Source organism: Kitasatospora sp. NPDC001527 (assembly GCF_040298605.1).
Taxonomy (GTDB): domain Bacteria; phylum Actinomycetota; class Actinomycetes; order Streptomycetales; family Streptomycetaceae; genus Kitasatospora.
The window spans coordinates 15,454-28,433 of sequence record NZ_JBEPAM010000049.1 but is presented as its reverse complement, the minus strand read 5'-3'; the positions used below and the strand labels follow the sequence as shown (position 1 = coordinate 28,433).

At 73.6% G+C, this 12,980-nt stretch carries 15 protein-coding genes; 2 read left to right on the top strand and 13 right to left on the bottom strand.

Translation table 11 applies throughout. The features are described 5' to 3' along the window. Window positions 1–46: 46 nt before the first annotated feature. A complete protein-coding gene (locus ABT238_RS31620; RefSeq protein WP_350568302.1) occupies window positions 47–721 on the bottom strand; it encodes a class I SAM-dependent methyltransferase in 675 nt (224 codons plus the stop codon). 112 nt (window positions 722–833) lie between these two features. Here ABT238_RS31620 and ABT238_RS31615 point away from each other — a divergent pair, with 112 nt between their 5' ends. Together ABT238_RS31615 and ABT238_RS31610 are read left to right on the top strand one after the other, a co-directional pair. Further along, complete coding sequence (locus ABT238_RS31615) at window positions 834–1,640, top strand: AzlC family ABC transporter permease (protein ID WP_350568304.1); 807 nt, start codon at window positions 834–836, stop codon at window positions 1,638–1,640. Further along, entirely contained in the window at window positions 1,637–1,948 is a 312-nt protein-coding gene (locus ABT238_RS31610) for an AzlD domain-containing protein (RefSeq protein ID WP_350568306.1), read from the top strand. Before ABT238_RS31615 ends, ABT238_RS31610 begins: the two co-directional genes overlap by 4 nt. On the opposite strand, the gene ABT238_RS31605 is transcribed toward ABT238_RS31610, so the two are convergent. The 12 genes from ABT238_RS31605 to ABT238_RS31550 form a co-directional block, all read right to left on the bottom strand. Continuing rightward, on the bottom strand, window positions 1,932–3,401 hold the full coding sequence (locus ABT238_RS31605) for an MFS transporter (RefSeq protein WP_350802217.1): 1,470 nt from the start codon (window positions 3,399–3,401) through the stop codon (window positions 1,932–1,934). The two genes, ABT238_RS31610 and ABT238_RS31605, sit on opposite strands and share 17 nt — an antisense overlap. A 59-nt stretch (window positions 3,402–3,460) precedes the next feature. Beyond that, window positions 3,461–4,015, bottom strand: a complete 555-nt coding sequence (locus ABT238_RS31600) for a thioredoxin family protein (RefSeq protein WP_350802216.1) — start codon at window positions 4,013–4,015, stop codon at window positions 3,461–3,463. 14 nt (window positions 4,016–4,029) lie between these two features. Continuing rightward, a complete protein-coding gene (locus ABT238_RS31595) occupies window positions 4,030–4,485 on the bottom strand; it encodes a VOC family protein (protein WP_350802215.1) in 456 nt (151 codons plus the stop codon). After that, on the bottom strand, window positions 4,482–4,844 hold the full coding sequence (locus tag ABT238_RS31590) for a putative quinol monooxygenase (RefSeq protein ID WP_350568316.1): 363 nt from the start codon (window positions 4,842–4,844) through the stop codon (window positions 4,482–4,484). The genes ABT238_RS31595 and ABT238_RS31590 overlap by 4 nt, the downstream gene beginning before the upstream one ends. 27 nt (window positions 4,845–4,871) lie before the next feature. Further along, complete coding sequence (locus ABT238_RS31585) at window positions 4,872–6,053, bottom strand: hypothetical protein (protein WP_350568319.1); 1,182 nt, start codon at window positions 6,051–6,053, stop codon at window positions 4,872–4,874. After that, window positions 6,050–6,559, bottom strand: coding sequence for a VOC family protein (locus tag ABT238_RS31580; RefSeq protein ID WP_350568321.1), 510 nt, complete (start codon window positions 6,557–6,559; stop codon window positions 6,050–6,052). Before ABT238_RS31580 ends, ABT238_RS31585 begins: the two co-directional genes overlap by 4 nt. Next, window positions 6,559–7,806 carry a hypothetical protein gene (locus ABT238_RS31575; protein WP_350568323.1) on the bottom strand — a complete coding sequence of 416 codons (1,248 nt, stop codon included), beginning with the start codon at window positions 7,804–7,806 and terminating at the stop codon, window positions 6,559–6,561. Before ABT238_RS31575 ends, ABT238_RS31580 begins: the two co-directional genes overlap by 1 nt. Before the next feature lie 5 nt (window positions 7,807–7,811). Next, on the bottom strand, window positions 7,812–8,189 hold the full coding sequence (locus ABT238_RS31570; protein WP_350568325.1) for a cupin domain-containing protein: 378 nt from the start codon (window positions 8,187–8,189) through the stop codon (window positions 7,812–7,814). 23 nt (window positions 8,190–8,212) lie between these two features. After that, window positions 8,213–9,112: a 4-hydroxy-tetrahydrodipicolinate synthase gene (gene dapA, locus ABT238_RS31565; RefSeq protein WP_350568328.1), complete on the bottom strand. Its 900-nt coding sequence runs from the start codon at window positions 9,110–9,112 to the stop codon at window positions 8,213–8,215. A 76-nt stretch (window positions 9,113–9,188) separates the two neighbouring features. Then, the gene (locus ABT238_RS31560; protein ID WP_350568330.1) at window positions 9,189–10,367 is read right to left on the bottom strand and encodes a pyridoxal-phosphate-dependent aminotransferase family protein; all 1,179 of its coding nucleotides are present in this window, start codon (window positions 10,365–10,367) and stop codon (window positions 9,189–9,191) included. Window positions 10,368–10,551: 184 nt separating this feature from the next. Then, window positions 10,552–11,601, bottom strand: coding sequence for a polyprenyl synthetase family protein (locus ABT238_RS31555; protein ID WP_350802214.1), 1,050 nt, complete (start codon window positions 11,599–11,601; stop codon window positions 10,552–10,554). 28 nt (window positions 11,602–11,629) lie between these two features. After that, a complete protein-coding gene (locus ABT238_RS31550) occupies window positions 11,630–12,973 on the bottom strand; it encodes a cytochrome P450 (protein WP_350568334.1) in 1,344 nt (447 codons plus the stop codon). Window positions 12,974–12,980: the final 7 nt, after the last annotated feature.

The following is a 12,980-nucleotide window of genomic DNA, read 5'->3' as shown; positions in this document are numbered from 1 at the left end:
CAGGGGTACTCCCGGTGCGTTCCATCACGGTCTCACGGGGACGCCGTCACGCAGACTTGTCGACGGTGGCGTACACGACCCAGTTGTCGTGGGTGTGCGGGTAGGGACGGAAGTCGCCGTGCGGCGGGTCGTCCCAGGAGACGCGGTCCAGTTCGAGGATCGTCCAGTCCGTGAACAGGGCCCGGATGTCGTCCTCCTCGTAGTAGCGGAAGAGGGTGTCCTTGTAGGCGAAGGTGTGCTTGCCGATCTCCTCGCCCTCGCCGTAAGTGCCGTCGGTGGTGGTGAAGGCGTTGGTGACGAAGAGCCCGCCCGGAGTGACGATCCGCCGGGCCTCGGCGACGAGGTCGGTCGGGTCCTGGATCTGCCCGAAGACGTCGAAGCAGGTGACCGCGTCGACCGAGGAGTCGATCAGCGGGAGGGTGGTGGCGTCGGCGCGCAGCAGGAACGAGCGGCGCTCGATGATCCGGCGGGCGTGGGCGAGACCGGTCGGCGCGATGTCCACGCCGAGGGCGTTGAAGCCGGCCGCGGCGAGCGCCGCGAGGTTGCGTCCGTCGCCGCAGCCGAGGTCGACCACGGTGCCGATCTCCCGCTTGCGCAGCGCCTCGACGGCGGCGGGGATGACGGGGATCGGGTCCTCCTGCCAGAGCGGGCCCTCGCTCTGCTCCTGGTAGGCCTTCTCCCAGCCGTACTGGAGGTCCTTGTAGGTCTCTGAGCTTGTCATCTTGACTCCCTTAGTTGACTTACGACTAGCATCTTAGGCGTTCCAATTGACATGGCAAGGGCATCTCGCCATGTGGTCCCCGCACCTGCTCCGGGAAGGGTGGAATCCAGCCATGGCCACTGACAGTCCGTCACCACGAGCAACCGCAGAGGAGGACAGGCCGGCCGTGCTCCGGGCCGCCGGCGGCATAGCGCTGGCCGTCGGCGCCTACGGCCTGTCCTACGGCGCCCTCGCCACCGCGGCGGGGCTCTCCGTCTGGCAGGCCCAGGCGCTGTCCCTGCTGATGTACGGCGGGTCCTCCCAGCTCGCGCTGGTCGGGGTGCTCGCCTCCGGCGGTACCGGCGCGGCCGCCGGGACCACCGCCGCGCTGCTCGGCGTCCGCAATCTCTTCTACGGCGTCAGCATGGCCAGGATGCTGCGCCCCCGGCGCCGGGCGCTGCTGCCGATGGCCCACCTGATGAGCGACGAGAGCGCGGCCATGGCGACCGGCCGCCGCACACCGGAGACGGCCCGCTACGCCTACTGGGCGACCGGGGTGGCGGTGTTCCTCTGCTGGAACGCCGCGACCCTGATCGGGGCCCTGGTCGGCTCCGTGCTGGACGATCCGGCCGCGCTCGGCCTGGACGCGGCCTCGTCCGCGGCGTTCCTCGCCCTGGTCGCCCCGCGGCTGCGCGAGCGCGGCAACCAGGCGGTGTTCCTGGCGGCCGGTCTGGTCGCCGTGGGCTGCTCGGTGGTGGCCGGCTCCGGACTGCCGGTCGTCCTGGCCGGGCTGACCGCGCTCGGGGTGCTGTTCCTGCCCACCGGGCGCGGCCGGGCCGCCCCACCCGGTCCGGACCACCAGGACGACACGGCCGGGGGCCGACCCGAGCGGACCGGGCAGCGGTCCGTCCGTAGCGAGAAGCAAGGAGAGCACCAGTGAGCTGGACCTGGATCTTCCTCGCGGCCGCGGCCTGCTTCGTGCTGAAGCTGGCCGGTCTGCTCATTCCCGCCCGGGTGCTGGCCGCCCCGGCGGTCGCCCGGGTGTCGGACGCCATCCCGGTGGCGCTGCTGGCGGCGCTGATCGCCACCCAGACCTTCGTCAGCGACCACCGGGTGGTCGTCGACGCCCGGTTGGCCGGACTGCTGGCGGCGGCCGTCCTGCTGCGGGTGCGGGCGCCGTTCCTGGTCGTGGTGCTCGGCGCGGCGGCGGTCGCGGCCCTGCTGCGCTGGCTCAACCTGGCCTCCTGACCGGCGCGAGCCGCTCGTTGAGGTCCTCCAGCGTCGAGCCGTTGGAACGCGGGCCGAGCACCCCGATGTCCACGGCGATGGCCACCAGCGTCGCCGCCACCACGGCGAACAGCGCGTTGGGGCCGTACCGGGAGAGCAGCGGGACCAGGACGAAGGGCATGGCGGCGGTGGCGATCCGGGACAGCGAGTACGTCCAGCTCACCGCCGCCACCCGGTGCGTGGTCGGGAAGATCTCGACCTGGTACACGTGGTAGGCGTTGGAGAAGACGTTGCTGACGGCCGTGTAGGCGACGCCGGCCAGCACGATCGCGGTGTTGTCGGAGGCGTAGCCGAAGAGCAGCCCGAAGGAGGCCATCGCCAGCGAGGAGCCGACGATCAGGTACTTGCGTTCCACTCGTTCGATGAGCGGCACGGAGAACAGCGAGCCGAGCGGATAGCCGGCGAACGAGACCGCGCTGAAGAGCAGCGAGTTGACCACCGAGTAGCCCTTGGCCGAGAGCACCAGCGGTGCCATCGTGCCGAAGCCGTAGCCGCCGAAGGCCTGCAGCAGGTGGAAGATCGTCATCATCGTGACGCGTCTTCGGTGCACCGCCCCCAGGGACGGTCTGGCGCGGCCGGCCTCCGGGTCGCCGTGACCGGTGCCGCCGTGACCGGCCTCGACGTGCCCGCCGCCGCCCGGCTCCGGCGCCCCGGCGGGCTCCGGGATCCGTGCGGAGGCCGCCGGGGCGGCCGTCGGGGCGGCCTGGCCGGCCTCCCGCTCCAGCCGGGCGAGGATCGCGTCCGCCTCGGCCGTCCGCCCCGCCGACTCCAGCCAGCGCGGCGACTCGATGAACAGGCGGCGGGCCATCAGGACCCCGCAGCCGCCCACCGCGCCGGTCAGGAACAGCCAGCGCCAGCCGTCCACCCCGAGCGGACTGAGCGGCACCAGCCAGCGCGCCGTCAGACCGACCGCGGGCACCCCGAGGAAGGCGATGGTGTACGCCACCGCCGTCCAGCGGCCCCGCAGCCGGGCGGGCAGCAGGTCGCTGAGGTAGGCGTCGGCCAGCGGCAGCACCGGGCCGATGCCCAGCCCCGCCAGCAGCCGGGTCGCCACCAGCATGGCCATCCCCTGGCTCAGCCCGCCCAGCGCGGAGAACACCGTGTACACGGCGACGGACACCATCAGGGCCCGGCGGCGGCCCAGCCGGTCGGCGAGCCGGCCCATCGCCAGCACGCCGATGAACATGCCGACGAACACCGAGGCGATGACCGCCGACACCTCGGTGCGGCTGAGGTGGTACTCCTCCCGCATGACGGTGCCGAGCACCCCCGACATGAAGATCTCGAACATGTCGAAGAACAGCGCGACACCCACGACCAGGACCACGCGGCGGTGCGTGCGGGTCAGCGGGAGGCGGTTCATGCGCTCGGCGATCTCGCTCTGCGCGTCCTGGATCGAGCCGGTCAGGGTCACGGGTTGACTCCTCGGGGATCCGGTCCGCGGCGCGGGCCGGGGCTTGTCCGGGACAAGCCCTACTCGGTACCGGGCGCCCACTTGATCGAGCAGCCGATGCTGGCGCGGTGCGGCTCGGGGACGGGCCGGCCGGCCAGCACCTCGGCCACCGCGGCGCGCAGCAGCGCGCCGTCCACCGGCTCCTCGTTGCCCGGCCGGGAGGCGTCCAGGGCCCCCCGGTAGGCGAGCCGGCGCTGCGCGTCGTAGAGGAAGAAGTCCGGGGTGCAGGCCGCCCGGTAGGCCCGGGCCACCGACTGGTCGGCGTCCACCAGGTACGGGAACGTCCAGCCGGTGCGGTCGAGCTGGCCGCGCAGGCCGTCGAGGCCGTCGTCCGGGGCGACGCCGGTGTCGTTGCTGCAGACGGCGACCACGGCCAGCCGCGGGAGGTCCCGGGCGAGCTCCCCGATGCCGGCCTCGATGTGCCGGACGAACGGGCAGTGGTTGGACAGGAAGGCCACCAGCAGCGCGGGCGCGGCGGCGAAGTCGCCGGTGCGCACGGTCTTGCCGTCCACCGACGGCAGCGCGAACTCGGGGGCGGGGGTGCCGATCGGCACCATGTGGGAGGAGACGGGCATCGGTACGGGCCTTCCTAGCCGGCTTCGTTGAGGATCAGCGGGTTGTCCGCGTCGGCGCCCCGGGCGTCGTTGACGAACTCGACGTACATGCCGTCGGGGTCGCGGACGAAGAAGTAGTCGACCAGGGTGCGCCCGCGGGCGATCTCGGTCACCTCGCCGATGCCGGCCGCGACGATCTCGGCGCGGGCCGCCGCGAGGTCGTCCACGGTGAAGGCGATGTGCTTGACGCCCGTGACGGGCAGGTTGTTGCCGGGGGTGAAGGTCGGCGGCTCCTGGCTGCCGTCGCCGGCGTAGTGGAACAGCTCCAGCACCCAGCCCTCGTCGAGCTGCAGGTGCGCGATGGTCAGCGACTTGTCGGCCTTCGTCCACTCGGCGATCAGCCGGAAGCCGAACCAGCCGTAGAAGGACTTCGACGCGTCGAGGTCCCCGACGGTCAGCGCGGTGTGGTGCGGAACGAACCTGATGGTCATCGGTCATCTCCCGGGAGGGTGGTGGGCTGGGCGGGGCCGCCGGCCGCCCCGGGGGCGGAGAGGCCGGCGGCGGAGTGGAGGACGTCCAGGAACTCGATGCGCGGCGGGCCCTGGGCGTACCGGCCGTAGCGGGCGCCGAACTCCGCGGTCTGGGCGGTCGCCCGGTGCTCCAGGAACGCCGCCCGGTCGCGGTAGATCTCGTAGAAGACCCGGGCCAGCGGCTCGTCGTCCACGCGGTGCACCGCGTAGCCGACCAGGCCAGGCTCGTGCGCGGCCTCCGAGATCCGCCAGGCGGCGAGGGCGTCGAACCCCTCCACGCCCTCCGGCGTCAGGTCGAAGCGGGCCACGACTGCGTACACGGTCGTCCTCCTCGGTCGCGGGGCGGGTTACGCGGCGGTGGGGCCGGTCGCGAGCTGGGGGAACCCGCCCGCGTAGGAGACGCCCCGGGCCAGCTCGTCCTCGTTCGCCCGGACGGCCTCCTCCAGGGCGAGAGTCCAGTCCTCCTTGACGCCCTTCTCCCGGGCGGTGGCGAGGATCTGGCGCAGCGGGTTGATGTGCGCCTCGGACAGGCCGCGCAGGCTGCGGATCTGCTCGTCGGTCACGTCCTGGCCGAACGCCCTGGGCAGCGGCCGGCCGGCCACCCGGAAGTTGAGGATCGTCCGGATGCACTTCTCGCAGCGCCCGCAGTTGCGGTCCTTGTGCTCGCCCTGCCAGCAGACCCGCAGGTTGTCGGCGCCCTCCGGCCAGGCCACGGACAGCCCGGCGACCTTGTCGCTGCGGTCCACGCCGGCCGCGTCGTGGTGCACCCGCAGCCGCCCGCCGGAGAGCATCCAGTCGGACATCGGGTTGGAGCCCCAGGGCAGCAGCAGCGAGCCGTACGGCTCCGAGCTGGCGATCAGGCCGTGCCGGTACCAGCCGCTGAACAGGGTGAGCACCGAGACCATGCCGGTGCCGAAGGCGTCCTCCCAGTCGGCGAGGTCGCTGTGCCACAGCTCGCGGAAGTTGGTGGCCACCGGGATCAGGTCGACGCCGACCGTGGCCAGCAGCGGGGTGCTGCGGCGCTGCAGCGAGTCGTACGCCTCGGTGTCGGCGAGCGGGATGTCGAAGCCGTGCACCATGACCGCGCCGGTCAGGTTCAGGGCGGAGCGGCCGGCCGTGCGGCGGGCGTGGCGCACGGTGGTGAAGGCGCTGTCGACACCGCCGGAGAAGGTCTGGATCGCCGAGCGGTCGTCGGGGCCCTCGCGGTCGGGCACCTCCTCGTCGGCGGTGACCCGGATCGGGGCGTAGCGGCCCGGCCGCCACTGGGCCCAGGCCGCCTGGAACTCCTCCAGGTTGTCCAGCAGGGTGGCGGAGACCGGCCCGGCGGCGTGCAGGTCCTCGCCGCGGCGGATCGAGGCGAACAGGGCGGCGATGACGAACGGGTCGAGGACGTCGGTCACCCGGTCGGTGAACCGCTGCGGGAAGCGGTACCAGAGGCGGTCGGCCGACGCGCCGTCCTCGCTCGTCACGGTGACGGACAGCTCCACCGAGCCGTCGGTGGTGACGCGCTCGACGTTTCCGAGCCTCATGCGTGAACTCCTTCTGCGTGCGGTGGCGGTGGTGTGCGGGAGGTGCCCGGCCCCGGCGGCTCGATGAGCTCGATGATGTTGCCGTCCGGGTCGCGGAAGTACAGGAAGCCGGTGCCGGCGGCCTCGACGGGCAGGTCGACCACGACCGGGCCCTCACCCTCGATCGGCAGGCCCAGCCGGCGCAGTTCCTCGGCGGCGGCGGCCAGGTCGGGCACCCGGAAGGCGATGTGGCGCCATCCCTCGGCGTTGGCCGGCGCCTTCGGCGTGCCGTCCTCGCCCCGGCGGTACTCGGTCAGCTCGACGACCGTGTCCGCGCCGGGGACGCGCAGGTGGACGGTGACGGCCTCGGCGCCCGGGACGCCCACGCCGGCCGCGAACCGGGGCGAGCGCAGTTCCAGCCGCTTGAGCAGCTGGGCGCCGAGGACCTCCTGGTAGAAGGCGGACAGGCGTTCGACGTCCCGGGTGACGACGGCGACGTGCAGCAGGGCTTCGGTGCGGATCGCCATCAGACCGCCACCGCCTCTCCGGTGGCTCCGGCCCGGGCGAGCGCGTCGAAGGCCGGGTCGAGCGCGGGCAGCAGCCGGGTCATCCGGTCGCGCCGGCGCTGTTCGAGGAAGGCCAGGAAGGCCCGGCCGGCGCCGGTGGCGAGGCCCTGGCGGAACGCGTCGACCACCCACTCCTGGAGGATGTCGCTGCGCACCGTGCCGGGACGGGCCGCCGGCGGGGCGGTGCCGGCGCGTCCGGCGATCGCCGCGTGGATCAGCTCCGAGGGCCGGAGCACCTCGTCCAGGTCGACCCGCGACTGCGGCCCCGGGGTGTCCGAGGTGAGCGCGGCGTGCGCCGCCGAGATCATCGCCAGCATGTTGTCGTCCACCGTGAACAGGCTCTTGGCGAGGACGGTCTCGCCCCGGCAGAGGAACACCCCGGCCTTGATGTCGGTGAGTTCCTCGCAGATCGGGGCGTAGGTGGCGTGCACGGAGAGCCGCTCGCGGCAGAGCAGGTCGAGGGTGCGCACCGTCGTCGGGTGCTGGAGGTCGGAGTAGTGGACGAAGGCGGCGCCGCCCGCCGCCCGGCCCACGACCACGCCCTCGCCGAGGCGCATCGGGTGCTCGCCGCTCCCCATCGGGTCGAGGTCCTCGGCGTGCTCGACGGAGACCGGCTCGCCGAGCAGGTCGGCGCCGATGTACAGCTGGTGCGGCAGCTCGACCTCGAACACGGTCGGCGAGGTGGTCCCGGAGGCGCCCCGGCCGCGCAGGCTGTCCGCCCGGCGGTCCTTGGAGAAGTTGGTGACGCACAGCGAGGGGTCCAGCTCGTACTGCTCGACGAGTTGGCGCACGGTGCGGTGCACCTTGGAGTGCAGGTAGTTGCGCACCAGGACGACCCGGGAGCCGGCGAGCACCCGGCCGACCTCCTCGCGCAGCTCGGGGGCGACCAGGAAGGGCTTCTCCACGACGAACCGGCGGTAGCCGGCCTGCCACCACTCGATCAGCTCGGGGGCCAGGCTGCGGCTCGGCAGGCACAGGTCGACGATGGTGTCCGCGGGCGCGGTCGGGACGGCGAGGGCCCGTTCGCGGGCGATCGGCGCGGTCAGCCCGTCCGCCCGCAGCAGCCGGTCGAGTTCGGCGCCGGGCAGGCCGGTGCGGTCGACGAACTGGATGCGTGCCAGGTCGAGCCGGCCGGCGCGGGCGAGCCGGGAGTAGGCCCGGTAGTGCAGCGAGCCCGCCTTGCCGGCGCCGACGACGACGATGTCCATCGGCGCTACCCGGCCTTCACGTGCTCGACCGGGCGGTCGTTGTCGGCGGCGCCGACGTGGAACGCGAGGTAGCGCAGCCGCTCGGTGCCGACCGACTCGATGCGGTGCTTCGAGCCGCGCGGGATGCGGACGCAGTGCTCGGGTTCGAGCCCGTACTCCTGGCCGTCGAGGTGCAGGCGGGCCCGGCCGGCGATGATGAAGTAGTACTCGTCGGTCTCCGGGTGGTGGTGCAGCTGGCCGCCGCGGCCGGGTTCGGCGCTGGCCATCGCGACCCGGACGACGCGCTGGTCGGGGTGGTCGGCCGCGGCGAAGAGCAGCGACCTGACGACGTCACCGCCGTAGACCGGCTGGGTGACCGCCGCGACGTCGATCATGGGATCCATCGGACTCTCCTCGGTTCCGGTCGTCAGATCAGCTCGCAGGTCTTCATGATCTGTTCGAGTTCGCCGACCTTGTCCTCGGCCAGCGGGGTGAGCGGCAGGCGCGGGTCGCCGACGTCGAAGTGGGCGATCGAGAACGCCTTCTTGAGGGCGATCGGGTTGGTCGCGAAGTAGATCGCGCGGTAGAACTCGGCGAACTTCAGGTAGAGGTCGCGGGCGGTGGTGAAGTCGCCGGCGAGGGCGGCGTCCACGATGGACCGGCTCTGGCGGGGCATCACGTTGGCGGCCACCGAGATGTGGCCGTGGCCGCCGAGCAGCAGGGTGGGCAGCGCGGTGAAGTCGTTGCCGCAGAGCACCACGAAGTCGGAGTCCCGGACGAGGTGGAGCATCCGGCGCATCCGGACGATGTCCTGGTTGCCCTCCTTGATGCCCGCGATGTTGGGGTGCTGGGCGAGTTCGGCGACCTGGGCGGGGCTGATGTCGACGGTGGTGCGGCCGGGGAGGTTGTGCATCAGCAGCGGCACCGAGATCGCGTCGGCCAGGGTGCGGTAGTAGGCGACCAGGCCCCGGTCGGTCGGCGGGTCGAGGTAGGGGGTGAAGGCGAGCACCGCGTCGGCCCCCAGCCGCTCGGCCTCCTTGGCGAGTTCGAGCGTGCGGGTGAGGTTCTCGGTGCCCATGTCGGGCAGCACCAGGGCGCGGCCGGCGGCCTGCTCGACGACGATCTCGGTGATCCGCACCTTCTCCCGGTCGGTGAGCGCGGCGGCCTCTCCGGTCACGCCGTTGGGGCACAGCCGGGTGACGCCGTTGTCGATCTGGAAGTCGACCAGGCGGCGCAGCGCGGCCTCGTCGAGCTCGCCGGACGGCCCGAAGGGCGTCAGCAGGGTGGTGTACGCGCCGGTGAAGCGGAGCGTGTCGGTACTCAGCATGGGCACTCTCTCCCAAGGGGGTCGTGGTGCGGCGGAGTTGTGGGGGGCTGTGCCGGTCCGGAGGGGTGGCGGCGCCTCAGCGCGCGCTGCCGACCGGCTGGCGGGCGCCGGCCTCCGGGGCCGTCAGGTGCCAGAGGCTCTGCGCCATCGCCTGGGCGGCCCGGCCCGGTTCGTCGACCAGGCCGCGCTCCAGGAGGAGGATCTCCAGGGCGGTCAGGACCGGCAGCAGGTCCAGCGGGCCGACCGCGCCGATGTGGCCGATCCGCAGGATGCGGCCCTTCAGGTCGCCCTGCCCGGCGGCGATCCGCAGCCGGAAGCGCTCGGGCAGTTCCTCCAGCAGGCCGCGGGCGCGCGGGTCGTCGGGCAGCCGGGCGACCGACAGCGCGGCGGCCGGGTCGGCGCGCGGGTAGAGCGGCAGGCCCATCGCGACGAGCCCGGCGCGGCAGACCGCGGACGCCTGGGCGTGCCGCTGCCACACCCGCTCCAGGCCCTCCGCCTCGATCAGGTCGAGCCCGGCGGCGACCCCCAGCAGCGCCGCCACCGGCGGGGTGTTGGGCACCGTGCGGTCCAGGCCGCTCTCCCGCAGGTGGCGCAGGTTCCAGTAGGAGTAGCCGAGGTCGGTGCGCACCCGGCTCCAGGCCTCCGGGCGGACGGCGACGAACGCCGCTCCGGGCGGGCTCATCAGGCCCTTGTGGGAGGCGGTGACCGCGAGGTCGACCCCCCAGGCGTCCTGCTCGAAGGGCTGCACGCCGATGGTCGTCATGGTGTCGGCGACGACGGTGGCGCCGGCCGCCCGGCCGAGGGCCGCCAGCCGTTCGACGTCGTGGCCGACGCCGGTCGAGGTCTCGCAGTGCGTCAGGAACAGGTGCCGCGGGCGGTACCGGGCGAGGTCGCGCTCGACCAGCGCGGGGTCGAAGGTGTGGCCGTCCGGGGCCTCGTGGAGGTGCACCTTCGCGCCGTAGGTGCGGCACAGCTCGGCCCAGCGGCGGCCGTACTTGCCGGCGGCCAGGACCAGGACGTCGTCCCCCGGGACGACCGTGTTCAGTACGGTGGCCTCCATCGCGCCGCTGCCGGAGGCCGGCAGGAGCAGGATCTCGCCGGCCGTGCGGAACAGCCGCTGCATGCCGCCCTGAATGCGGGCGTACAACTCGCGGAATTCCGCGGACCGGTGGTGCACGAGCGCGGACACGGAGGCCAGCCGCACGCCGACGGGTATCTGTGCGGGCCCCGGGGTGAACATGTCGATTTCCCGCATGAGGAACTCCGGTGGATTCTGCAGGGGCAGGGTCGTGAGCCGCAATCAGAATGTACGCCGGTCGGCCGGAAATCAAGGGTGCATTCCCCCGGGAATCCGGACCGAATTCGGGCACGCCGAGCACCGGAATGGCGCCGGTGGCGCCGGGACAATGAAATGACACGCGGTGTTTCGGAAAAGGGAATCAGCGGTCCCGGTACACCGCCGCGGCGGCGGTCACGGCGAGCCTGCGCCGCCATTCGGGGCTCAGCGGGGCGTCCGCCAGGCACTGCCGGGCGCGCGCCAGCAGGGCGGCGATCCTGGCCTCGACCGCGGCGTGCGCGGTCGCGCCGGCCCGGCCCCGGTCCGGGGGCGCGGTGCGCGCGGCGCTCACCCAGCCCGGGCTCCGGGGCTCGCGGCGCACCGCGAGGGCCGTCAGCAGGGTTGTCCGGCCGGCCCGGGCGTCCGCGCCGGTGGGCTTCCCGGCGGCCTCGGGGTCGCCGAACGCGTCGATGAGGTCGTCCCGCAGCTGGAAGGCCTCGCCGAGCGCGTCGCCGTAGCCGGCGAAGCCGGAGGCGAGGTCGGCCCGGCCGGCCAGCAGGGCGCCGAGCACCAGCGGCCGGTGGACGGTGTAGCGCCCGGACTTCAGGACGGCGATGCGCCGGGCGAGTTCCGCGTCGGCGAGGGCGGCGGCCGAGGCCGCGACGTCCATCGCCTGGCCGGCGATCAGCTCGGTCTTCAGCTCGAACCACTCCCGGCTCACCTCGGGCGAGAGGTCCGCGATCAGGTGGTCGGCGTACGCCCAGGCCAGGTCGCCCGCGAGGACGGCCATCGACTCGCCGTACCGGCGGGGCTCGCCGCGCCAGCCCCGGGCACGGTGCAGGTCGGCGTGCCAGGTGTGGGCGGTGCGCACCGAGCGGCGCAGCGCGGCGTCGTCCATGACGTCGTCGTGCAGCAGGGCGGCGGTGTGGAGCAGTTCGAGGGCCATCGCGGCCCGGACCGGGCGTTCTCCCGGGGTGCCGCCGGCGGCGAGGTAGCCGCTGAGCAGGAAGCGGGGTCTGATCCGCTTGCCGCCGGAGCGGACGAGTTCGGCGACGGCGCGGGCCGGGTCGGCCTCGTGCGGGGTGACGGCCTCCTGGCGGCCCCGTTCGCGGGCGAGGAAGGCGGTGAGCCCCTCCTCGACCCGCTCCAGCAGGGAGCGGAGGTCGGATCCGTCGTCCAGCTCGGACGGCAGGGGGGCAGGTGGCGCGGCCATGATGCAGTCCTCCTGTGGGGGGATGGATTCAGCCGGTGCGGGCCTCTGTCCGCAGGACGGACCTGCCGGGCCTCAGCGTCGATCCCGCCACCGCCCGGGGCGGTCGGGCGGCGGTCGACCGCAGCCGCCAGCGCGCGGCCAGGGTGGCGAGGGCGATGCCGATCTCGGTCCAGGCGAACGACTCGCCGATGCACTTGCGCACGCCGGCACCGAACGGCAGGTAGGCGTGGCGGGGCACGGCGGCGGCCCGCTCGGGCAGCCAGCGGTCCGGGTCGAAGCGGTGGGGGTCGGCGAAGACCGCCGGATCGCGGTGCAGGGCGTAGGGGCTGAAGAAGACGTCGGCGCCGGCGGGGATCAGGTGGCCGCCGAGGTCGACCTCGGCGGCGGCGCGGCGGGTGAGCAGCCAGCCGGTCGGGAACATCCGCAGGATCTCCTGGACGAACCGGCCGAGGTACTCCAGCTTCGGCAGGTCCGGGTACGCCACCGGCCGGCCGCCGAGCACCTCGTCGAGTTCCCGGTGCAGGCGGCGCTCGACGTCGGGCCGGGCGGCGAGGACCTGGAAGGACCAGTGCAGGGCGGTGGCCGAGGTCTCCGTGCCGGCCACCATCATGGAGCGGATCTCGTCGTGGATCTGCCGGTCGGCCAGCGGCTCGCCGGTGGTCTCGTCACGGGCGGCGAGCAGCAGCGCGAGCATGTCCTCCTGCTCCGGCGGCCGCGCCCGGTAGTCGGTGATCAGGCCGTCGACGACCTGGTAGAGGCGGTCCAGGCGCTCGGCCTCGCGCCGGTTGACCGGCAGGGGCAGCCGGTGGACGAAGTCGACCGGGACGAAGGCCCGCCGGGCGACGCCGGCCACCAGGGCGGGGATGCAGCGGCGGATCTCGGCGGCGGTCTCGGGGGTGACGGCCGAGAAGACGGTGCGGGTGAGGACGTCCATGGTCATGTCGTGCAGGTCGTGCCCGACGTCGGCGACGGCGCCGGGCCGCCAGCGGGCCGACAGCGCCTCGGCGGAGGCGGACGCGGCCTCGGCGTAGCGGGCCATCCGGCCGTGGTGGAAGGCGGGCTGCAGCAGTCGGCGCTGGCGCAGGTGCAGCTCGCCGTTGGCGGCGGCCAGGCCGTTGCCGAGCAGTTTGACGGCCTGGTCGAAGAGCGGTCCGCCCTTCTCGAAGGCGGTCTGCCGGGTGATCAGCAGGTCCTTCAGCAGTTCGCCGGTGCCCACCATGTAGGCGGGGCGGGTGCCGAGCCGGAACTCGGTGACGGGGCCGTGGTCGCGCAGCCGTTCGACGAAACCGAGCGGGTCGCGGGCCAGGTGGAGGGCGTGGCCGAGCAGCGGCAGCGCGCCGGGATAGGGGCGGACCGCTGGGGTGAGGGGCATGGCGGGC

Excerpts from the sequence above, each read along its gene's own strand:
- ABT238_RS31600 (WP_350802216.1), bottom strand. The coding sequence starts at position 4,015 with ATGCCCGTCTCCTCCCACATGGTGCCGATCGGCACCCCCGCCCCCGAG.
- ABT238_RS31555 (WP_350802214.1), bottom strand. The coding sequence starts at position 11,601 with ATGGCCGCGCCACCTGCCCCCCTGCCGTCCGAGCTGGACGACGGATCC.
- ABT238_RS31585 (WP_350568319.1), bottom strand. The coding sequence starts at position 6,053 with ATGAGGCTCGGAAACGTCGAGCGCGTCACCACCGACGGCTCGGTGGAG.
- ABT238_RS31570 (WP_350568325.1), bottom strand. The coding sequence starts at position 8,189 with ATGGATCCCATGATCGACGTCGCGGCGGTCACCCAGCCGGTCTACGGC.
- dapA (WP_350568328.1), bottom strand. The coding sequence starts at position 9,112 with ATGCTGAGTACCGACACGCTCCGCTTCACCGGCGCGTACACCACCCTG.
- ABT238_RS31595 (WP_350802215.1), bottom strand. The coding sequence starts at position 4,485 with ATGACCATCAGGTTCGTTCCGCACCACACCGCGCTGACCGTCGGGGAC.
- ABT238_RS31560 (WP_350568330.1), bottom strand. The coding sequence starts at position 10,367 with ATGCGGGAAATCGACATGTTCACCCCGGGGCCCGCACAGATACCCGTC.
- ABT238_RS31615 (WP_350568304.1), top strand. The coding sequence starts at position 834 with ATGGCCACTGACAGTCCGTCACCACGAGCAACCGCAGAGGAGGACAGG.
- ABT238_RS31550 (WP_350568334.1), bottom strand. The coding sequence starts at position 12,973 with ATGCCCCTCACCCCAGCGGTCCGCCCCTATCCCGGCGCGCTGCCGCTG.
- ABT238_RS31620 (WP_350568302.1), bottom strand. The coding sequence starts at position 721 with ATGACAAGCTCAGAGACCTACAAGGACCTCCAGTACGGCTGGGAGAAG.
- ABT238_RS31580 (WP_350568321.1), bottom strand. The coding sequence starts at position 6,559 with ATGGCGATCCGCACCGAAGCCCTGCTGCACGTCGCCGTCGTCACCCGG.
- ABT238_RS31575 (WP_350568323.1), bottom strand. The coding sequence starts at position 7,806 with ATGGACATCGTCGTCGTCGGCGCCGGCAAGGCGGGCTCGCTGCACTAC.